This is a genomic window from Rhodococcus sp. GQ147 (assembly GCF_059759155.1).
Genome location: NZ_JCAXDU010000024.1, coordinates 38,853 through 58,958 on the forward strand (window position 1 = coordinate 38,853; position 20,106 = coordinate 58,958).

19 protein-coding genes are annotated in these 20,106 nt (G+C 67.7%); 6 read left to right on the forward strand and 13 right to left on the reverse strand.

Annotated features, from left to right (window positions below; genetic code table 11):
• Positions 1–2 precede the first annotated feature (2 nt).
• The 8 genes from ureG to AC6CID_RS21985 form a co-directional block, all read right to left on the reverse strand.
• Positions 3–761: an urease accessory protein UreG gene (gene ureG, locus AC6CID_RS21950; RefSeq protein ID WP_006552039.1), complete on the reverse strand. Its 759-nt coding sequence runs from the start codon at positions 759–761 to the stop codon at positions 3–5.
• Complete coding sequence (locus AC6CID_RS21955; RefSeq protein ID WP_064060984.1) at positions 754–1,449, reverse strand: urease accessory protein UreF; 696 nt, start codon at positions 1,447–1,449, stop codon at positions 754–756. Before AC6CID_RS21955 ends, ureG begins: the two co-directional genes overlap by 8 nt.
• Positions 1,449–3,149: an urease subunit alpha gene (locus AC6CID_RS21960; protein ID WP_498354460.1), complete on the reverse strand. Its 1,701-nt coding sequence runs from the start codon at positions 3,147–3,149 to the stop codon at positions 1,449–1,451. The genes AC6CID_RS21955 and AC6CID_RS21960 overlap by 1 nt, the downstream gene beginning before the upstream one ends.
• A gap of 4 nt (positions 3,150–3,153) precedes the next feature.
• Positions 3,154–3,483 (reverse strand): urease subunit beta, encoded by a 330-nt coding sequence (gene ureB, locus AC6CID_RS21965; RefSeq protein ID WP_019289399.1) that lies wholly within the window; start codon positions 3,481–3,483, stop codon positions 3,154–3,156.
• A gap of 12 nt (positions 3,484–3,495) precedes the next feature.
• Complete coding sequence (locus AC6CID_RS21970; RefSeq protein ID WP_006552043.1) at positions 3,496–3,798, reverse strand: urease subunit gamma; 303 nt, start codon at positions 3,796–3,798, stop codon at positions 3,496–3,498.
• A gap of 253 nt (positions 3,799–4,051) precedes the next feature.
• Positions 4,052–5,230: a CaiB/BaiF CoA transferase family protein gene (locus AC6CID_RS21975; RefSeq protein WP_039587283.1), complete on the reverse strand. Its 1,179-nt coding sequence runs from the start codon at positions 5,228–5,230 to the stop codon at positions 4,052–4,054.
• Positions 5,227–6,957 carry an acyl-CoA dehydrogenase family protein gene (locus AC6CID_RS21980; RefSeq protein WP_064060986.1) on the reverse strand — a complete coding sequence of 577 codons (1,731 nt, stop codon included), beginning with the start codon at positions 6,955–6,957 and terminating at the stop codon, positions 5,227–5,229. Before AC6CID_RS21980 ends, AC6CID_RS21975 begins: the two co-directional genes overlap by 4 nt.
• A 15-nt stretch (positions 6,958–6,972) precedes the next feature.
• Positions 6,973–8,292, reverse strand: a complete 1,320-nt coding sequence (locus tag AC6CID_RS21985) for an MFS transporter (RefSeq protein WP_498354469.1) — start codon at positions 8,290–8,292, stop codon at positions 6,973–6,975.
• A 183-nt stretch (positions 8,293–8,475) separates the two neighbouring features.
• Between AC6CID_RS21985 and AC6CID_RS21990 the strand changes: the two genes are divergently transcribed.
• Positions 8,476–9,354 carry a LysR family transcriptional regulator gene (locus AC6CID_RS21990; protein WP_064060987.1) on the forward strand — a complete coding sequence of 293 codons (879 nt, stop codon included), beginning with the start codon at positions 8,476–8,478 and terminating at the stop codon, positions 9,352–9,354.
• Positions 9,355–9,721: 367 nt separating this feature from the next.
• Here AC6CID_RS21990 and AC6CID_RS21995 read toward each other — a convergent pair whose 3' ends face one another.
• Complete coding sequence (locus AC6CID_RS21995) at positions 9,722–10,021, reverse strand: hypothetical protein (RefSeq protein ID WP_006552048.1); 300 nt, start codon at positions 10,019–10,021, stop codon at positions 9,722–9,724.
• Between the two features lie 299 nt (positions 10,022–10,320).
• Here AC6CID_RS21995 and AC6CID_RS22000 point away from each other — a divergent pair, with 299 nt between their 5' ends.
• Positions 10,321–11,166 (forward strand): alpha/beta fold hydrolase, encoded by an 846-nt coding sequence (locus AC6CID_RS22000; RefSeq protein WP_064060988.1) that lies wholly within the window; start codon positions 10,321–10,323, stop codon positions 11,164–11,166.
• Positions 11,167–11,170: 4 nt separating this feature from the next.
• Here the strand turns inward: AC6CID_RS22000 and AC6CID_RS22005 are convergent, their stop codons facing one another.
• Both AC6CID_RS22005 and ligD read right to left on the reverse strand, forming a co-directional pair.
• Positions 11,171–11,572: a TIGR03668 family PPOX class F420-dependent oxidoreductase gene (locus tag AC6CID_RS22005; protein ID WP_064060989.1), complete on the reverse strand. Its 402-nt coding sequence runs from the start codon at positions 11,570–11,572 to the stop codon at positions 11,171–11,173.
• Between the two features lie 22 nt (positions 11,573–11,594).
• A complete protein-coding gene (gene ligD / locus AC6CID_RS22010) occupies positions 11,595–12,563 on the reverse strand; it encodes a non-homologous end-joining DNA ligase (protein WP_064060990.1) in 969 nt (322 codons plus the stop codon).
• A 105-nt stretch (positions 12,564–12,668) separates the two neighbouring features.
• Between ligD and AC6CID_RS22015 the strand changes: the two genes are divergently transcribed.
• Together AC6CID_RS22015 and AC6CID_RS22020 are read left to right on the forward strand one after the other, a co-directional pair.
• A complete protein-coding gene (locus tag AC6CID_RS22015; RefSeq protein WP_064060991.1) occupies positions 12,669–13,604 on the forward strand; it encodes a formylglycine-generating enzyme family protein in 936 nt (311 codons plus the stop codon).
• Between the two features lie 88 nt (positions 13,605–13,692).
• A complete protein-coding gene (locus AC6CID_RS22020) occupies positions 13,693–16,020 on the forward strand; it encodes an arylsulfatase (protein WP_217579795.1) in 2,328 nt (775 codons plus the stop codon).
• Between the two features lie 63 nt (positions 16,021–16,083).
• Here AC6CID_RS22020 and AC6CID_RS22025 read toward each other — a convergent pair whose 3' ends face one another.
• Both AC6CID_RS22025 and AC6CID_RS22030 read right to left on the reverse strand, forming a co-directional pair.
• Positions 16,084–16,914, reverse strand: coding sequence for an aldo/keto reductase (locus AC6CID_RS22025; RefSeq protein ID WP_498354461.1), 831 nt, complete (start codon positions 16,912–16,914; stop codon positions 16,084–16,086).
• Between the two features lie 39 nt (positions 16,915–16,953).
• A complete protein-coding gene (locus AC6CID_RS22030; RefSeq protein WP_217579793.1) occupies positions 16,954–18,180 on the reverse strand; it encodes an MFS transporter in 1,227 nt (408 codons plus the stop codon).
• Between the two features lie 162 nt (positions 18,181–18,342).
• On the opposite strand from AC6CID_RS22030, the gene AC6CID_RS22035 reads away from it, so the two are divergent.
• Positions 18,343–18,834 (forward strand): MarR family winged helix-turn-helix transcriptional regulator, encoded by a 492-nt coding sequence (locus AC6CID_RS22035; RefSeq protein ID WP_006552056.1) that lies wholly within the window; start codon positions 18,343–18,345, stop codon positions 18,832–18,834.
• Positions 18,835–19,033: 199 nt separating this feature from the next.
• Positions 19,034–19,738 (forward strand): universal stress protein, encoded by a 705-nt coding sequence (locus AC6CID_RS22040; protein ID WP_498354462.1) that lies wholly within the window; start codon positions 19,034–19,036, stop codon positions 19,736–19,738.
• The last annotated feature ends 368 nt before the right edge of the window (positions 19,739–20,106 follow it).

Genomic DNA, 20,106 nt, shown 5'->3' on the forward strand with positions numbered 1-20,106 from the left:
GATCAGTCGTGCGTGTGCGCGACGACGTGATCGTGGCTGTGACCGTGACCGTGCCCATGGCTGTGATCGTGGTCGTCGTCCTCGTCGGCGTGGAAGTGCGGAGCCATCGGACCGGGATCGACAGGAGTGTGCGACCCGGTTCGGTGGGCTGCCAGCATCTCGCGCACCCAGTCACCGAGCGCCTGCACCGATGCGGCGTCGGTCCGGGACAGCGCCAGCACCGGTCCGCCCTCGCGGGCCTTCTCGGCGTCGGCGACCATCTGGGGCACGTCGACACCCACATACGGGGAGAGATCGGTCTTGTTCACCACGAGCAGGTCGGCGCGGCTGATGCCGGGACCGCCCTTGCGGGCGACGTCGCCACCACCGGCGACGTCGAGCACGAAGATCTGCGCGTCGACGAGCGCGGGGGAGAAGGTCGCGGTGAGGTTGTCGCCGCCGCTCTCCACCAGCACCACGTCGAGCGGCGCGAAGTCGCGTTCGAGATCCTCGACGGCCAGCAGGTTCATGGTCACGTCGTCGCGGATTGCGGTGTGCGGGCACGCACCGGTCTCCACCGCGCGGATGCGCTCGGGATCGAGCACGCCGGCCGAGCGGAGGAATCGGGCGTCCTCGTCGGTGTAGATGTCGTTGGTGATCACGCCGAGCTGCAGCTCGGACGCGAGGGTGCGGCAGATGGTTGCGATCAGCGAGCTCTTGCCCGTGCCGACGGGACCGGCGACGCCGAGACGGAGCGAACGGGTGGTGGTGTGTTCAGGCACGGAACAGCCTTTCTGGAGCGGATGCGTGGGCTTCGGCCCACAGTTCGGTCTGGGGGCCACCGGTGGCCGGGATGTCCGCCGGATCGGTGAGGGCGGACAGCTCGGCGATGAGAGGTTCGAGATGAGCGCAGGTCTCGAGCGCCCATCGCGAACCGATGGCCGGGTCGGTGGGGTGCAGTTTGAGGAAGGCCGCGACGATCGCCTGCGCCTCCTCGTACAACACCAGTCGGGCGGTGTCGATCGCCGGGATGCGCGCGAGCGCCGCGATGGCCCCGACGACCAGTCCCCGCGACGGTCGCGGGGTCCGGGCGTCGAGGTCGTCGAAAACGGTGGAGGGCCACAGGTTCCGGGCCAGTCGCAGGTAACCGCGGGCCAGCAACCGGGACGCGTCGCGCTGGGCCGGGCCCGGAGTGCGCGCCGCCCAGTGGTCCTCGATCTCGTCGATCCGGAGCGCCGGGGCGGTTCCGGCATCGGAGTCCACGGCGTGCCGGGTGACCACGGCGACGCCGGCCTCGACCGCCGCCGAGGTGCGCAACCGCGCGACGAGGAAGCGACGCACCTCGGTCGGCGACATCCCACCCTGGAGCGCCGGTTCGAGCCCGCCCGAGTTGACGTTCCCGCCGACCGGCGCGCGCCCGTCCGCGAGGAGGAGCAGCACCGTGGTGGGGGACAGAGTGTCGGGCAACATCAGAACATCGAATACAGCTGCGCGAGCGGCAGTTCGGTGGCCGGCGCCGGATCGACCCGCTCGCCGTCGATGTCGATGTCGAAGGTGTCGGGACGGATTTCGATGCGCGGCAACACATTGTTCTGTTTCATGTCGGCCTTGCCGATGTGCCGGGTCGGCCGCAGCGGCAGCAGTGTGCGGCGCAACCCGAGTCGTTCTTCCAGGCCGTCGTCGAGGGCGGCGGGGGAGACGAACGACACCGACGTGTGCGGGGCGAGTGCATCGCCGAACGCCGGGCGCTGCAGCACCGGCTGCGGCGTGGGAATCGAGGCGTTGGGGTCGCCGAGCGCCGCCCAGGCGATCGATCCGCCCTTGATGACCAGCGACGGCCGGATACCGAAGAACTTCGGGTCCCACAGCACCAGATCGGCCATCTTGTCGACCTCGATCGAACCGAGTTCGTGGTCGACACCATGCGCGATCGCGGGGTTGATCGTGTACTTCGCGATGTAGCGGCGGGCCCGTTCGTTGTCGGCGGGCATGCTGCCGTCGAGCGCCCCGCGCCGGTTCTTCATCACGTGCGCGACCTGCCAGGTGCGGGTGACGACCTCACCGATGCGGCCCATCGCCTGGGCGTCGGACGAGGTGATCGACAGGGCGCCCATGTCGTGCAGGATGTCCTCGGCCGCGATGGTGGTGGCCCGGATCCGGGACTCGGCGAACGCGAGGTCCTCCGGGACGGCCGGGTTGAGGTGATGGCAGACCATCAGCATGTCGAGGTGCTCGTCGACGGTGTTGATCGTGTTCGGCAAGGTCGGGTTGGTCGAGCCCGGGATGATGTGCGGCAATCCGGCGATGCTCAGGATGTCCGGGGCGTGCCCACCTCCGGCGCCTTCGACGTGGAAGGCGTGGATCGAGCGACCACCGATCGCGGCGAGGGTGCTCTCCACGAACCCTGCCTCGTTCAGTGAGTCCGAATGCAGCGCGACCTGCAGTCCGTGCTCGTCGGCCGCGCGCAGCGCCGCATCGATCGCGGCGGGAGTGGAGCCCCAGTCCTCGTGCACCTTGTACCCGGCGGCTCCGCCGAGGGCCTGCTCGCGCAGCCCCTCGGCGGAGACGGTGTTGCCCTTGCCGAGCAACAGCACGTTCACCGGCAGCACGTCGAGCGCGCGGTGCATCTGCATCAGATGCCACGGGCCCGGCGTGACGGTGGTGGCCTTCGATCCTTCGGACGGACCGGTTCCGCCGCCGGCGATGGTGGTGATGCCGGTGGCGAGTGCCTCGACGATCTGCGACGGCGACAGCAGGTGCACGTGCGAGTCGAAGGCGCCCGCGGTGAGGATGCGACCTTCACCGGAGATGACGTCGGTGGACGGGCCGATCTGCAGCCTCGGGTGCACGCCGTCGGCGATGTCCGGGTTGCCGGCGCGACCGAGGGCGACGATGCGACCGTCGCGGATGCCGACGTCGGCGCGCACGATGCCCCACCAGTCCAGGACGATCACGTTCGTGATGACGGTGTCGGGAGCGCCCTCGGCTCGGGTCGTCACACCTTGGGCCATCGATTCGCGGATGGACTTGCCGCCACCGAAAACGGCTTCCTCGCCGCCGAAGGTGCGGTCCTCCTCGATCTGGATCCACAGGTCGGTGTCGCCCAGGCGTACCTGGTCACCGACCGTCGGTCCGTACAGTGCCGCGTACTCGGCGCGTGTGATCTCCACGTTCTCAGTCCTCCTGCTTCCGCACGTGGATGCCGGGCACGACGCGTCGCCCACGGAGGGCGACGGCGTCCAGTTCGCGGCTGCTGCCGGGTTCGAATCGCTGCGAGGTCCCCGACGGGATGTCCAGGCGGAAGCCCTGCGCGCGTTCGCGGTCGAACTCGAGGGCCGCGTTCGCGTCCGGCAGGTGGATGTGCGATCCGATCTGGATGGGACGGTCACCGGTGTTGAGGAAGACAAGGGTGATGCGCTCGTCGTCGGAGCGATCCGCGTTGAGGGTGAGGGAGCCCTCGGCGACGCGAATCGCTCCGGGTCCCGAAGTCGGTCCGGATGCCATGTCGGGCTCCTTTCAGGAAATCGGGTGGTGGATCGTGACGAGCTTGCGTCCGTCCGGGAAAGTGGCCTCGACCTGCACGTCGGTCAACATCTCGGCGACACCGCCCATGACCTCGTCGCGGGCGAGGACCTCGCGGCCCTTCACCATGAGGTCGGCGACATCGGCGCCTTCGCGTGCCCGTTCGATCACCCAGGTGGACAACAGGGCAACGGCTTCGGGATAGTTCAGTCGGACGCCGCGGTCCCGCCGGTCGCGCGCCACCATGCCGGCGACGGCCAGAAGGAGTTTCTCGGTGTCGGCGGGAGTCAGCTGCATGTATCGTTCTTTCGTGCGAGTCGGCGGTCGTGCAATCGATGCCGATCATGCGCGGCTCTTGTTTCGCGGACGTTACCCCCGCGTATCGCGGAGAAATCCGGACGCGTCGACCTCAGAAGTGCTGCCGCACTGAGTGAACGCGACAACCCCCGGACCGAGATGTCTCCGCTCCGGTTCGGGTCCGAACAGCGCTGCGGCCGTCTCCGATCGATCGGAAACGGCCGCAGGTCAGCGACATTCGAGACGTTCGTCGCTAGGACGGAACGGAGACCTCCTGATATCCCGTAAGGATCTCGTCGGTGTGTTCCCCGTGCAGCGGTGGCGCCGACCGCAGCGGCGGTCGTGCCCCACCGAAATTGACCGGGAAAGCGATCTGTTCGAGAGGCCCGGACGCATGGTCGACGGTGCCGACCATGCCGATCGCGGCGGTGTGCGGATCGCTGTAGATCTCGTCGAGATGCCGGATGGGGGAGACCGGCACGCCGTGGTCTTCCAGGACGCGGCACCAGTGCTGCACCGTCCCGGTCGCGAACGCCGCGGTGAGGACCTCGTCGAGTTCGCTGCGATGCTCGATACGATCACGATTGCGGACGAACCGCACATCGGTCGCAAGTTCCGGTCTTTCCAGTGCCGCGCACAGCTTCTCCCACAGTCCGTCGTTCCCGACCGCGACGACGAAGTGGCCGTCGCTCGCCGGATACGCTTGATAGGGAGCGAGATTGGGGTGCGCGGAGCCCAGGGCATGCGGGCGCTCCCGGGTGGCGAAATAGTTTGTGGCCCAGTTGACGTGCATCGCCAGCTGGCATTCGAACAACGACGTGGTGACGTACTGGCCGCGACCGGTGCGAGTGCGTTCGACCAGCGCGGCGAGCACCCCGATCACCCCGAACAGTGCCGCACCGAGATCACCCATCGCGTACCCGGCCTTCATCGGCGCTCCGTTCGGTTCCCCGGTCAGCGACATCAGACCACCGGCGGCCTGGGCGACCATGTCGTAGCCGGGCTGGTCGGCCAACGGCCCCTCGTCACCGAAGGCCGAGATGTGCAGCACGATCAGGTGCGGATACTGCTCGGACAGGGCGCGGTAGTCGAAGATCTTCTGCAGACCGCTGCCGGGCTTGAAATTCTCGACCACGACGTCGGCGTCGGCGAGCATTCGCTGCACGATCCGCTGCCCTTCCTCGGACTTGAGGTCGATGGTCACCGACTTCTTGCCGCGGTTGACCGCGAGGTAATAGGTGGCGTCGTCGCCGACGAAGGGCGGCCCCCACACCCGGGTGGGGTCGCCACCCTCGGGGTGCTCGACCTTGGTGACATCGGCGCCGAGGTCGGCGAACGACATGGTCGCGTACGGTCCGGCGAGGATCTTCGACAGGTCGAGGACCTTGACGCCGGCGAGCGGGGCGGGGCCGGTAGCGGGCTTCGCAGTCATCTTAGTGCTCCTGTCAGTGCAGTCGGTGCCGCATCGGCGGCGGTGCTCGGTGCCGCAGCGGCGGCGACGGACGGGTCGACGTCGGTGCCGTCGGCGATCGCGGCGAGGTGGACGAGAGCGACGGCATTCGGCTCATCGGCCAGGCCGTCCAGGTAGGCGTGGGCGACGAGCAACGACCGGTGGCCGAAACCGTGTTCGATGCGGTGCGACGCCAAGTCCACGAGCAGGGTGGCCATCACCGTCTGTGCGAGATCGTCGGTGTAGGCGGCGCAGCGGGTCTGCGCGTGCGCGTCGTCGCCGGCGAGCAGGTCTTCGCCGCGCGCCTCGAGCACGTCCCACCGTTCCCGCAGTGCCGCGACGACCGGGGCGCATTCCGGATGCGCCGCGTCGAGCAGTGTGCGCTGCGCGTCGGCGAGGACCCGGTGCGCGCCGTTCTTGCGCATGGACCGGAGTACGTCGAGCGCGATGACGTTGCTCGAACCCTCCCAGATCGATCCGAGATGCGAGTCGCGGACGAGGCGGGCGAAAACGCGGTCCTCGATATAGCCGCTGCCCCCCCGGATCTCCATCGCCTCACCGGTGACGGTGCGGGCACGTTTGCAGATGTAGTGCTTGGCGACGGGCGTGAGGATCCGGACGACACCGCGGGCCTGCTCGTCGCCCTTGTCGGCACGGTCGAGGGTCGCACCGCTGTAGGCGACGAGCGCGAGCGCGGCCTCGGCGTCGAGCAGCAGCGGCAGCAGGGTGGCGCGCATGAGCGGCTGATCGAACAGGGACTTCCCGAAGACCTCCCGCTCCCTCGTGTGAGCGACGGCGTCGCGCACGGCGCGCCGGATCAGGGCACTCGAGCGCATCGCGTTCGACAGGCGGGAGGTGTTGAGCATCTCCGTCATCTGCCGGAATCCACGGTCGAGGTCGCCGACCTGCAGCGCGTACGCGCTGTGCAGGGTGATCTCACCACTGGGCATCGATCGCGTGCCGAGCTTGTCCTTGAGCCGGTCGATCGTGTACGAGTTCCGGCTGCCGTCGGGAAGTTGCTTGGGCAGCATGAACATTCCCACCCCGCGGGTCGAGTTCTCGTCGCCGCCGGGGAACCGGGCCAGGGTGATCACGACGTCGGCGTCCGGGTTGGAGGCGAACCACTTTCGACCGGTCAATCTCCATGCGGTGCCGTCGAATTCGGCGCAGGTCTCGGTCTTCGCGATGTCCGTTCCGGCCTGGGTCTCGGTCATGAACATCGCCCCGGTCAGGGCGGTGGCCGGATCGGTGGAAGTCAGGCCGTCGATCCACGGACCGAACACCTCGGGGTCGCCGAACATCCGCAGGGTGCGCGCGGCGGCATCGGTCATCGACACCGGGCAGGCGAGGCCGAACTCGGCCTGCACGAACAGATACGACGCCAGGTACTTGACGAGATGCGGGGGTGTGTCCGTCCAACCGTGGATCGGGCGGTGCGACAGTGCCGAGAGGCCGTACTCGCTGTAGGCGGCGCGGCACAGTTCGAGATAGGCGGGGTGGTACTCGATGCGGTCGATCCGTTCGCCGTCGGGGTCGTACTGGTGCAGCACCGGCGGATGGGCGTTCGCGATGGCCGCGAGCGCGTCGAGACGGTCGGCGGCGTCGGCACCCAGACGATCGAGGAGACGCTCGGTCAGCGGCCGGTCGGCGTCGGAGATCCAGCGGTCGAGTACCGCATGCAGGGCCGGGTCGGTATGGGCGTAGTTCATCGTCGTCCGTTCGTGTCAGGAGGCGTCGGCCGTCGTCCGGGCGGGTGCGGAGCGTGGTTCGTCGGGCTCGGTGGTGGTCGGTGAGCGTTTGAGCAGGGCGGTCATGCAGACCAGGGAGAGCAGCACGTACCCGATCCCGAGGCCGACGACCGGCCATATCGAGTCGGTGCGCTCGAGAAGGAACTGGCTCGCCATCGGTGCGGTGCCGGCGAAGATCGCCGTCGAGATCTGGTACGACAACGAGATGCCGGTGTAGCGCACGTGCGTGGGGAAGACCTGCGCCAGGATGCCGGCCAGCGCCGAGTAGTACATCGCATGCGGCGCGGTGGCGAGCACCATGCCGATGATCGCCCAGGTGAGCGAGCCGGTGCGGATCAGTACGAACATCAGCGGCAGGACGACGAGCTCGGGTCCGAGCATCCACAGCACGGCCCGTCGCGCGTCGATCCTGGTGGCGAGAACCGCGCCGAAGGGTTGGACGAGCACCTGCGCGACCAGCGCGAGGGTGATCACGAGCAGGAAGTCCGATCGGGTGAACCCGAGATCGGTGGTGGCCCAGGCGAGGGCGAAGGTCGTCTTGACGTAGGTGATCGCGACACCCGCCACCACGGCACCGACACCGAGGAGCAGCGACGCCGGGTGGGAGCGCAGAACCTCGACGAGCGGCAGTTTCGTGCGTTCCTGGGCGACGGCGGCCACGCGCATCTCGGGTGTCTCCTGGATCCGCACGCGTATGTAGAGGGCGACGATCACCAGCGCGGCGGACGCCAGGAACGGGATACGCCAGCCCCACCCTTCGAAGGTGGCGTCGGACATCGCGGTCAATCCGAGAAAGGCAAGGGTGGCAAGGAGATTGCCCACCGGTGAACCCTGTTGTGCAAATGCCCCGTAGAGGACCTTCTTGCCGGGTGGAGCGAATTCGGTGGCGATGAGGACGGCGCCACCCCATTCGCCGCCCATCGCGATGCCCTGCAGCACCCGAAGGAGGACGAGGAGGACCGGAGCCCAGATCCCGATCTGGTCGTAGGTGGGCAGCAGGCCCACGCCGACGGTGCCGGCGCCCATGAGCGCGAGGGTGATGATGACCGCGTTCTTGCGGCCGAAGCGGTCACCGAAGTGGCCGAAGATGATCCCGCCGAGAGGGCGGGCGATGAAACCGACCGCGAAGGTCGCGAAGGCGGCGAGCGTGCCGACGGCGGGGGAGGCGTCGGGGAAGAACAGCGCCCCGAGCACGAGGGCGGACGCGGTGCCGTAGATGTAGAAGTCGAACCATTCGATGGTGGTGCCGACGAAGGCGGTGACACCGGCGCGTCGTGCTGCCCGGGTGTCGTGCATCGGGCGTGGCGGCGGGGGCGCGGTGTGCTCTGACGAAGTATTCACGCTGCACTTCCGAAGGCGTCGAGCGGACTCGGTCCGCGGATGAATGAGTCGTGGATCACTATCACCGGCGCAACCGTGTAAAGTCCAAGACCTAATCGAGCACGATTGTGTAGATCAACCGACAAAATTGAGGCCGGTATGGAACTTCGGCAACTGCAGGCCTTCCTGGCGGTGGCCGAGGAGTTGCACTTCGGACGCGCAGCGGAGCGACTGCACATCGCCCAGTCGCCGCTCAGTCAGACGATCCGCGCGCTCGAACGCGAACTCGGCGCCGAGCTGTTCGCCCGCACCACCCGCTCGGTGCAACTCACCGCGGCCGGTGAATCGCTGCTCGGACCCGCACGCGTGATCGCCGCGCAGATCGAGATCGCCCGGACCGTCGTGCGGTCGACGGCCTCGGGTGTCACCGGGGTGGTGAGCGTCGGGTTCGGCGGCGCGAGCGGATACACGGTGATCTCGCAGCTGACCCGGCTGCTCGAGGAGCGTTGTCCCGGCATCGAGCTGGATCTGCGTCCGCAGACCTACACGGGGGAAGTGCTCGATCTCGTCTCGCAAGGACTGCTCGACATGGGGATCGTCGGCCTCCCGGTGCCCCGGGACGTCGCCACCGAGACGGTGCGGCAGGAATCGCTCATGGTCGCGCTGCCGGCCGACCATCGGCTGGCGGCGCGGGAGGAACTCGATGCCGCCGATCTGACCGGCGAGCGGTTCGTCGTGTATCCCGCCGCCCACGGGTCGAGCGTGCGGGAGATGACCTTCGCGGTGTGTCACTCCGCCGGATTCACCCCGGTGATCGCCCGGGAGGCGCCGGATCCCTACAGCCTGCTGGCCCTCGTCGGAGCCGGGGTGGGGGTAGCGGTCGTCGTCGCGTCGACCACCGACATCACCGTGACGGGCGTGCGATACGTCCCGCTGCGGAACAGTCCGGTGCTGCCGATCGCGCTCGCGTGGCGCCGCGACAACCCGGCACCGGCGGTCCGGCGGGTGGTGGATGTGCTGCGCGCCCATGTGAACTGACCGCTGCCGCGCCCTGGTATCTGCCCTGCGGGTAGTGCGGGCGTGCCAAGGTGGAAGGCACCCTCGAAGGGCCCGACGCTCGAGCGGAGGAGGTGACCCGACGGTGCCTGTGCCCGCATGGGTCATGCGGGACGGAAAGTCAACGGTTGACGGACGTCGAGTGCTGCAGGTTACATCTTATCGGTAAGCCATTGAGGCCGGAGCGTCGTGTTCGGCGCGGCGACTGCGCCATTGCCGGACACCAACGACCGACAACAGCACACCCAGGACGATCTCGATCGTGGCTCTCGACGTCGACGAGCCGTCCTGCAAACTCGTCGAGAAGGTGCCTCGCTCGCGGCAATCGACAGGACTGATGCGCTGACAACTACCGACTCACAAGGACCGCTCGGGCACGGTCGAGCACAGTGTTCAGCGCACGTTCCGCGGCGACACGGTCGGCCGGATAGACGGCCTCCCAGATACCGGACGTCAGCTCCTCGATGCGATGTTCGATCCTTGCCACGGTTTCTCGTCCGGATTCGCTGAGCCGGTCGTAGCGGATCAGGCCCCGAGCGATCAGGGAATCGACGACCTCCGCAGTGTCCGGTGCGTAGGTGGTGTCGTGGAGCAGAGCGTTGAGAGTCTTCTCGGTGGGGCCGATGAGTTGTGGTCCGAGAGCGATCACGGTTCCTCCAGGAGTGTCGGTGTGCGGACAGCACCTCGAGTCGACTCGAGGTCGATACGCGATGCCATATGGCCGGTCGGTTCTGTAGACCTCGACGGCCGGACCGATGAGATCGAGGAGTTGCTCCGGTCTGTCCTTTCAACGCCACCACTCGTGGCCACTGTCGTGGACTTCGTTCACGCAAATTCGGACAAGACGGAACCCGATCGAGAAGGAGACGAGACCATGGGACATCGACCGCGGCTCGACGGCACCCGCTACGAGGACTCGACCTTGCACACCGGAAGCTCGAGCGAGTCATGACCACCATCAGCGCCAACGGGGTCGACCTCGGCGTCGAGTTCTTCGGCGACGATGACGCACCACTCGTCCTGCTCGTCGGCGGCACGACGATGCTCTCGTGGCCCGACGAACTGTGCACACGGCTCGCGGCGGGTGGGCGTCGTGTCGTGCGGTACGACCTGCGGGATTGCGGGGAGTCGACGACGAAGGACCCGGACGTGCCCGGCTACACCCTGCGCGACCTCGCCGACGATGCGGCAGCCCTCGTCGACGCGCTCGATGGCAGGCCGGCGCATCTAGCGGGCATCGGTGTCGGCGGCATGGTCGCCCAGGTCGCTGCGCTCGACCACCCCGCCACGTTCCGGGCCCTGACTCTGGCCGGGACGCGTCCGGTCGCCCCGGGCCCGTGCGATCGCGACCTTCCCGATCACGACGCAGCGACGATGAAGCGCATGTTCGCACTTCCGTTGCCCGAGTGGGCCGATCGCACGGCCGTGGCAGAGTTCGCCGCTGCCCGCGCAGCAGTCCTCGGCGACGATCCGGTCGCCGCGCGCGTGGTCGCCGAGCGCATCTGGGACCGCACCCCGAACGACGAACCGTCGGTCCAGGCCGCGAATCAGCTCGGAACGGTCTTCGCCGGACTCGATTGCACGCCCCGCTGGCGGGAACGCTTGCCCCAGGTCGACGTCCCGACCCTCGTCGTGCACGGTCGCCGGGATCCGTTCTTCCCCGTCGGCAACGGAGAAGCCATCGCACGCGAGATCCCGGGAGCGCGGTTGCTCGTCCTGGACGATGCCGGCACCGCGGTCCCTGTTGAGGTGGTCGACGAGATCGCCGAGGCGATGCTCACGCTGGACCGGTAATTGCTCACGCGGACCAGGATCGCCAGCGCAGCCTGTCGATGGTGATCACCGGTCCCGGTGGTCGTTTCGCCTGGTACTGCGAGTATTTGCGGACGAGCGCGTCGATGCCCGCAGTTCCCTCGGGAGTATCGGCGTCGTGGACCGTGGCGATGCCGTCGATGCGGACCCACCACAGCTGCGACCAGTCGTCGCTGTAGTGGTCGACGAGCACGCACACCCGCGGGTTCTCGGCGATGTCGGCGAGTCGACGGAGGCGTCGGGTGGATTTGGGTTTGTCGTCGACGCACGTGTGGATCACGTCGCCGTCGAGGGCGAACGCGATCGGAACGAGGTGCGGCTCGCCCGATCCGTCGGCGGTGGCGAGGCGGGCCACTCGGGCATCGGCGACACTGCGACGGAGGTCCATGCGCCTCACGGTAACCGGAAGGTCAGTGTCGGCCGGGGAGATCGACCTCCGGCACCGTCTTGTCGGTGCGTAGTCCTCGCCAGCTCGGATGCCGCAGACTTCCGCCCGCGTACTCCCGGTACTCGACCTCTCCGACGAGGATGGGCTCCACCCAGTGGGCGCCGTGGGTCTCCCGTGCCGGCGGCGCAACCGCCAGTGGGGTCGTCGGTCGTTCCAAGGGACGCAGCTGCGATCGCAACTCACGTCGGGTCGCGGCGGTGAATCCCGTCCCGACCCGGCCGATGAACACCAACCGTTCCTCGTCGTCGTGCGCGCCGAGCAGCAGTGAACCGATGCCGCCGGCAGCCTTGCCGGATCCGGGGAGCCACCCGACGACGACCACCTCGGTGTTCCGACGCAGCGGCGTCTTGATCCAGCCGTCGCTGCGGGTCCCGGGTAGATACGGTGCGTCCGGGTCCTTGGCGACGATCCCTTCGAGGCCGTGTTCGCGCGCGACCGTGAGCATGGTCGGTGCGTCGACATCGGTCCAGTAGGGCGACAGCTGAACCCGAGGTCCGGGGACGATCAGATCGTCGAGGACGGCCCGGCGCTGCCGATAGGACAACTCCGTCGTGGACTCCCCGTCGAGAGCGAGGACGTCGAACAGGTAGATCAGCACCGGTAGCTCGGCGCGTAGCTCCTCGGTGGGACGGTGGACGTGCATGCGGCGCTGCAACCGGGCGAAGGACGGCCGACCCTCGGAATCGAGGGTGACGATCTCGCCGTCGACGATGCAGTCCCGGCCGCCCGTCGCGGTGGTGAGCAGGTGGGGGAGTTCGGGGAAGCTCCGGGTGATGTCGTTCCCGGTGCGGCTGGTCAGCCGGCACTGTCCGTCGGTCACCGTGGCGAGGGTGCGCTGGCCGTCCCATTTCATCTCGAACGCCCAGTTCCCTGTCGGCGGCGGACCGAGGGTCGCCAGCATCGGGGACAGTTCCGTCGTCGTGGAGGGCATATCCCGAGTCTGCGGTACGGGGCAGGGACGGGACCGGTGAATGCGCGGTCTCGTCGCGTCGGTGCGTCCCTCGCGCCGCGACCCGGGCCGTGCGAGGCTGACGTCATGACGCGTGCTGCGACACAGAACATGACTCTCATCGCCGGAGGCATGTTCTGGATGGGGTCGGAGGATTTCTATCCGGAGGAGCGACCGGTCCACCAGGTGACGGTCGACGGGTTCTGGATGGACACGCACCCGGTGACCGTCGCCGAGTTCCGGCGCTTCGTGAAGGACACCGGATACGTCACCACCGCGGAGGTCGCGCCGGACCCCGCCGATTATCCGGGCGCCGATCCGTCCCTGCTCGTGCCCGGCTCGCTCGTGTTCACGCCGCCTCCGGGGCCGGTACCGCTCGATGACTACACGAGGTGGTGGTCGTTCGTCCCGGGCGCGAACTGGCGTCATCCCGAAGGGACGGGGAGCACCGTCGGCGGGCGGGAACGCCATCCCGTCACCCACGTGTCGTGGTTCGATGCCCGCGCCTACGCCGAGTGGGCCGGCAAGGAACTGCCGACCGAGGCCGAATGGGAGTTCGCCGCCCGCGGCGGACTCGACCGCACGGCCTTCACATGGGGCGACGAGCACGAACCGAAGGGCCGGCCCGGCGGGAACGTCTGGCAGGGCGAATTTCCGTGGCAGAACCTCGAAACGGACGGATTTGCCGGAACCTCACCTGTCGGACACTTCCGGCCGAACGGATACGGGCTCCACGACATGGCGGGCAACGTGTGGGAGTGGACCGCCGACTACTTCACCGCGAACCATGCTTCGAGCGGCAAGAACGTCGCGCCGGGGTCGTCGTGCTGCATCCCGACGAATCCCCGCGTCGACAAGGCCGAACACGATCCGCGCGAGGCGTATCCGCGCCGTGTCATCAAGGGCGGATCGCATCTGTGCGCCCCGAACTACTGCCTGCGGTACCGACCCGCGGCCCGTCAGGGTGACACCGAGGAGACCGCGACGTGCCATATCGGATTCCGCTGCATCATTCGCCCGTAACAGGGCAGGTTTCACCCTGATCAGGGGTGTGTGCGGCCCGATACCGGTGGTGTACTGGGAACGGATGGGGTGAGAAGAGGCATCCACCATGAGCCAGGATCTGCGTCCGGATCCGATCCCGGGCGGAGAAACTCTGCCGTTCCCACCGGTGCCGTCGGGAAGCATCGCAGGACGGACCATGCAGGAATCGGTCTACAGCCCACGCACACAGCACCGTCGCCTTCCCGATGACGCCCCGAACATCCTCGTCGTCCTCATCGACGACGCGGGTCCCGGTCTGCCGAGCGCATTCGGCGGCGAGGTGAACACACCCACGCTCGACCGCTTGCTCGACGAAGGCATCAGCTACAACCGTTTCCACACCACGGCGATGTGCTCGCCCACCCGCGCATCGTTGTTGACCGGGCGCAACCATCACCGCGTCGGGAACGGGCAGATCGCCGAACTCGCCAACGACTGGGACGGCTATTCCGGGCACATCCCGAAGTCGAGCGCCACCGGAGCAGAGGTGCTGCGCCACTACGGGTACACCGCAGCGGCTTTCGGCAAGTGGCACAACACCCCTGCGGAGGAGACCACCGCAGCGGGTCCCTTCGACAACTGGCCCACCGGAGTCGGTTTCGACTACTTCTACGGTTTCCTCGCCGGCGAGGCGTCGCAGTACGAGCCGAACCTCGTCCGCAACACCACCGTCGTCCTGCCCCCGAAGACTCCCGAGGAGGGCTACCACCTCAGTGAGGACCTCGCCGACGACGCGATCGGCTGGTTGCGCCGCCACAAGGCGCTCGATCCGTCCCGGCCGTTCTTCATGTACTGGGCCAGCGGTTGTCTGCACGGGCCGCACCACATCATGAAGCCGTGGGCCGACCGGTATGCAGGCAAGTTCGACGACGGATGGGACGCATACCGCGAGCGGGTGTGCGAGCGGGCCAAGGAGAAAGGCTGGATCCCACCGGAGGCCGAACTCACCGAGCGGCATCCCACCATGACAGCGTGGGACGACATCCCCGACGACGAGAAGCCCTTCCAGCGACGCCTCATGGAGGTCGCGGCCGGATACGCCGAACACTGCGACGTCCAGGTGGGGCGGTTGTTCGACGAACTCGACCGGCTGGGCTATCGCGACAACACCCTGGTCTTCTACATCTGGGGCGACAACGGGTCGTCCGGTGAGGGCCAGAACGGCACCATCAGCGAACTGCTCGCGCAGAACGGGATCCCCACGACGACGGCCCAGCACATCGCGGCGCTCGACGAACTCGGCGGACTCGATGTTCTCGGCTCGCCGAAGACGGACAACATGTACCACGCGGGATGGGCCTGGGCCGGAAGCACGCCCTACAAGGGCATGAAGCTCCTCGCGTCCCATCTCGGGGGAACCCGCAATCCCATGGTGGTGCGCTGGCCTGCGCGCATCACGCCGGAGCGCACCCCACGCACCCAGTTCCTGCACTGCAACGACCTGGTACCGACTTTCTACGAGCTACTGGGCATCACACCGCCGCGGACCGTCAACGGGATTCCGCAGGATCCGATCGACGGCGCCGGTTTCGCCCGGACCTTCGTGGACCGTGACGCGCCGGCGGGCAAACTCACCCAGTACTTCGAGGTCATGGGCAGCCGAGCGATCTACCACGACGGATGGATGGCGTCGGCCTTCGGGCCCCGCGCACCGTGGCTGCCCGGCCTGCCCGGCGGAATCCGCGATTGGAGCCCGGACGACGACACCTGGGAGCTGTACAACCTCGACGAGGACTGGACGCAGAACCGCGACCTCGCCGAGCAGTACCCCGAGAAGTTGGCCCAGATGCGGGAGATGTTCGCGATCGAAGCGGCCAAGAACAACGCCCTTCCCATCGGCGGGGGCCTCTGGGTCGCGGCAATCCATCCGGAACAACGCATCACCACGCCGTACACGAGTTGGGATTTCACCGGCGACGTCACGCGTATGCCCGAATTCTGTGCTCCTGCACTGGGAAACAAGAACAACCGGGTCTGCATCGAGGTGACCTTCCCGGAGCGGGCGCACGGCGTCCTATATGCGCTGGGTGCCAACGGTGGTGGCCTGACGTGCTTCGCGGACGACGGCTACCTCTGCTACGAGTACAACCTGTTCATCCTGATGCGGACGAAGATGCGTTCGGCGAGCCGCGTCGCACCGGGACACCACCTCGTCGAGGTGGTCACCAAGTACGCCGAAGCGCGCCCCGGTGGTCCGTTGAACGTCCGGATGTCAGTCGACGGGCAGTCGGTGGGGGAGAGCGTCGTGCCGGTCAGTGCGCCGTTGCTGTTCACGGCCAACGACTGCCTGGACATCGGCACCTGCCTGGGTTCACCGGTCTCGCTCGACTATTTCGACCGGGCACCGTTCCCGTTCGACGGGAGCATCGACAGGATGACCGTCGAATACACCTGAACGCAGCTCTTCGAGCGCCTTACCGGCTCCGGGCGGTGGATCCGCCCGGAGCCGCGAGGTCTGTCAGTTGAACTCGTCCGGATGAGGTCCGGTGCGCAGATCGCGATCGGCACCGGCGATGGTCGACATGTCCTCGTCGGTCAGCTCGAAGTCGAAGACCTCGAAGTTCTCCCGGATCCGGGACGGCGTGACCGATTTGGGGATGACGACGTTGCCGAGCTGCAGATGCCAGCGCAGCACCACCTGGGCCGGCGACTTGCCGGTGCGTTCGGCGATCGACGTGATCGCCTCGTCGTTCAGCACGGCGCCCTGGGCGAGCGGGCTCCATGCCTCGGTGGCGATTCCGTGTTCGGCGTGGAAGGCGCGCAGTTCGCTCTGCTGCAGACCGGGGTGCAATTCGATCTGGTTGATCGTCGGGACGAGCGAGCTGCCGTCCAGCAGGCGCTGCAGGTGGGCGGGCTGAAAGTTCGACACGCCCGCGGCGCGGAGGCGTCCTTCCTCGACGAGGCGTTCGAGGGCACACCAGGTGTCGGCATAGCGGTCGCGGGCCGGGGTCGGCCAGTGGATCAGGTAGAGGTCGAGACGATCGAGGCCGAGCGCGGCGAGGCTGGTGTCGAAGGCACGGAGGGTGGCGTCGTAGCCCTGATCGGAGTTCCACACCTTCGTCGTGATGAACAGTTCGTCGCGGGACAGTCCGGAGTCCGCCAGCGCGCGGCCGACGCCGGCCTCGTTGCCGTAGATCGCGGCGGTGTCGATGTGGCGGTAGCCGGTCTCGAGTGCGGCGCTGACGGCCGCGGTGGTCTCGTACTCGGGGATCTGGAAGACGCCGAAGCCGAGCTGGGGGATCTCGACGCCGTTGTTCAGGGTGACGGTGGGGATCGTGGACGATGTCACGAGAGGGTGCTCCTTCGGGGGTGTTCGCGTAGTTCGGGATCAGAGTCGGACGGGGTCGACGGCCGTACGGGAGGTGCTGTGGAGGTCGGGTTCTGCGGATGGGCGAGTTGCGTTGGCGTGATCGTCCTTTCGCTGTAGTCGGTGGGACAGGACCGCCGGGAGAAGGGCGGACGCGGCCAGGAGGGCCCCGACGGCGTTGGGTGCCGTGTACCCGAATCCGGCGGATATCACCATGCCGCCGAGCCAGGCGGCCAGAGCGTTGCCGAGATTGAAGGCACCGATGTTGGCGGCGGACGCCAGGGTCGGGGCGCCGTGCGCATGGTCGAGGACGTGCTTCTGCAGGGGCGGGACGGTCGCGAAACCGAGAGCGCCGATCAGGAAGACCGCCGCGACGGACACGGTTTTGTCGGAGGCCAGGAAGGTGAACAGACCGAGCACCACGGCCAGACCGGCCAGGGCGGTGTAGAGCATCGGCATGAGATTGCGGTCGGCGAAATGTCCCCCGACGAGGTTGCCGACCACCATGCCGGTTCCGAACACGGCCATCAGCCAGGGGACGGAGGACTCGGCGAAACCGCCGACATCGGTCAGGATCGGTGCGATGTAGGTGATCGCGGCGAACACGCCCCCGAAGCCGAGGACCGTCATGGTCATGGCCAGCACGACCTGGACGTTCTTGAACGCCGCGATCTCGTGACGCAGCCGGACGCCCTCGGGTCGGGGGACGTCGGGGACGAGTTTCGCGACGCCCACGAGACCGACGACGCCGAGCGCGGCGACGACCAGGAACGTCGCCCGCCAGCCCGCGGTGTGGCCGACGAAGGTACCCAGTGGGACGCCGACGACATTGGCCACCGTCAGTCCGGTGAACATCAGGGAGATGGCAGCGGCCTTCTTCTGCGGTGCCACCAGCTCCGCGGCGACCACCGAGCCGATGCCGAAGAACGCTCCATGAGCGAGGGAGGCGACCACGCGGCCGATCAGCATGACGGCGAAGGTGGGCGCGAGGGCAGAGACGGCATTGCCCAGGACGAACAGGCCCATGAGCAGCATCAACATGTTCTTACGGGAGATCCTGGTGCCGAGCGCCGTCATGATCGGGGCGCCGATCATGACGCCGAGGGCGTAGCCGGTGACGAGATATCCGGCGGTGGGGATCGACACTCCGAGATCCGATCCGACCTGGGGGAGCAACCCCATGATCACGAACTCGGTGGTGCCGATTCCGAAGGCACCGATGGCCAGGGCCAGCAGGGCGAGTGGCATGAGAACGATCCTTCGATCGAGAAGAGACGCAGACGCGCTTTACTGGCGTAGACAATAATTGCAGACGCCGACTAACTGCAAGCGCGGGTATAGTGAGCGATGTGGCGACGTCGGCATGCCGTCGGCGTCACCTGTTCGTACGAGCCGACCCAGGAGCCGACCATGACCGCCACGGACCCGTCGATGACCGCGTTGGCCAACAGTTGGTCGGCGCTGTCGCTCCTGCACGGGCGAATCGAGAACCGGATCGAGAGCGCTCTGCAGTCCGGCCACGAATTGAGCGTGCGCGAATATTCGCTGCTGGACGTGCTCAACCGTCAGCACGACGGGGAGGGCGGGCACCTGCAGATGCGCCAGGTCGCCGACGCTGTGGTCCTCAGTCAGAGCGCGACGACGCGGCTGGTCACCCGGCTCGAGGACCGCGGGTTGCTCGCGCGCTATCTGTGTCCCACCGATCGCCGCGGCATCTACACCGACGTCACTGACGCCGGCCGGCGCCTGCTCGAAGAGGCCCGGCCCACCCACAACGCCGCCCTGCGGGAGGCGCTCGACGAGGCCGCAACCGAACCCGTCCTGGCGCCGCTGGTCGACGCCATCCGGCAGTTGCAGGACAGTGATCGGGCGGATACCGCCGGGGGTCCGACTCGACGCTGACGGGGGCGATCTCGCGGCGACGTCCTCCGCGCGCAGACCTGTCGGAACAACAGGTGAGATCACGCGGCCGGGTCGGGTATCGTCTCCCCTGGTGTGCCGGGAAGACTGGTCGGCGGGAACAGGTTTCTTCGACGACCCCGGAGGATGACATGAACGCAGCGGTACACCTCTTCTCGGCGCACGCATCTGGGGGCACGCCATGAACTGGGCAGTCTTCGTCGCCTTCCTCGTCGTGTGGGTGCTGTCCGGGCTCGTGACCGGTCTGTGGATGGCACGGCGAGGCCACGACCCTCGCTGGACGATCATCGCCGTCATCCTCGGGCCGTTGTTCGTCCCTATCGCCTTCGAGCGCATCGAGCGTGTTCCCCGGTCCGTCGAAGTGACGACGGTGGCCCGGCAGCACACCGGGGAGGTCGACGAGGGCGGACTTCGCGTGATGGTCGGCTACGACGGATCCACCGAGGCCAAGCATGCGCTGGATGCGGCGCGACGACTGTTCGGCCCGTCCGGGGGAGTGCTCGAACTCGTCGTCGTGATCTCCTACGACGACGCCGGCGATCCGGACTCCGAACTTCTCGCCACGGTGCGACGACGACTCGAGCAGGCCGTCGAATCGATGGGTGATATTTCGGTGGGATATGCCGTCCTCGCCGGCCCGGCCGGTCGATGCCTGGGTTGGTTCGCCGAGGAACATCACGCCGACGTTCTCGTCGTGGGGCGCCGCGGACGAGGCATGTCCTCCCGGATGCTCGGTAGCGTCGCCGAATACCTCATCGGGCACTCTCATGTGCCTGTGCTCGTCGTCGATCCCACCGTCGTCTCGCCGGATGCGGGTACGAACGAACCCACGGTCGCCGTTCGGGTCGCTCCCGAGGAGAACGTGACGGGCACCGCGTCGAACTGACCCGATGCGGTATGGTCGATCTCGGTGCGCCGGGAAGTCTGGTCGGCAGAAGGAATTACGTCGTCGAACCGGAGGACCCGTGTCTGTACCCGTCTGTCCCGTCGCCACCCGTCGCGCCCGAGCTCTGCAGCCGGCGCAGTGAGCGGCACTCTCGCGAGGCATGCCCACCGCAGCGCCGGAGGTCGCATCGGCCTCCCTGCTGCGTGTCGGCGTCCGACACCGAAATCGCAGGGATGCCCTAGTTTTCGGTATCCGATTCCACTCCGAGGATCGGAACATACTGCCGCCCATGCGGATCGGGTGCATCCGACCCAGCCGGTCCACGTTCGCGTACCGCGTGCCGTCGAGAATTCCGAGGACCTGTGATG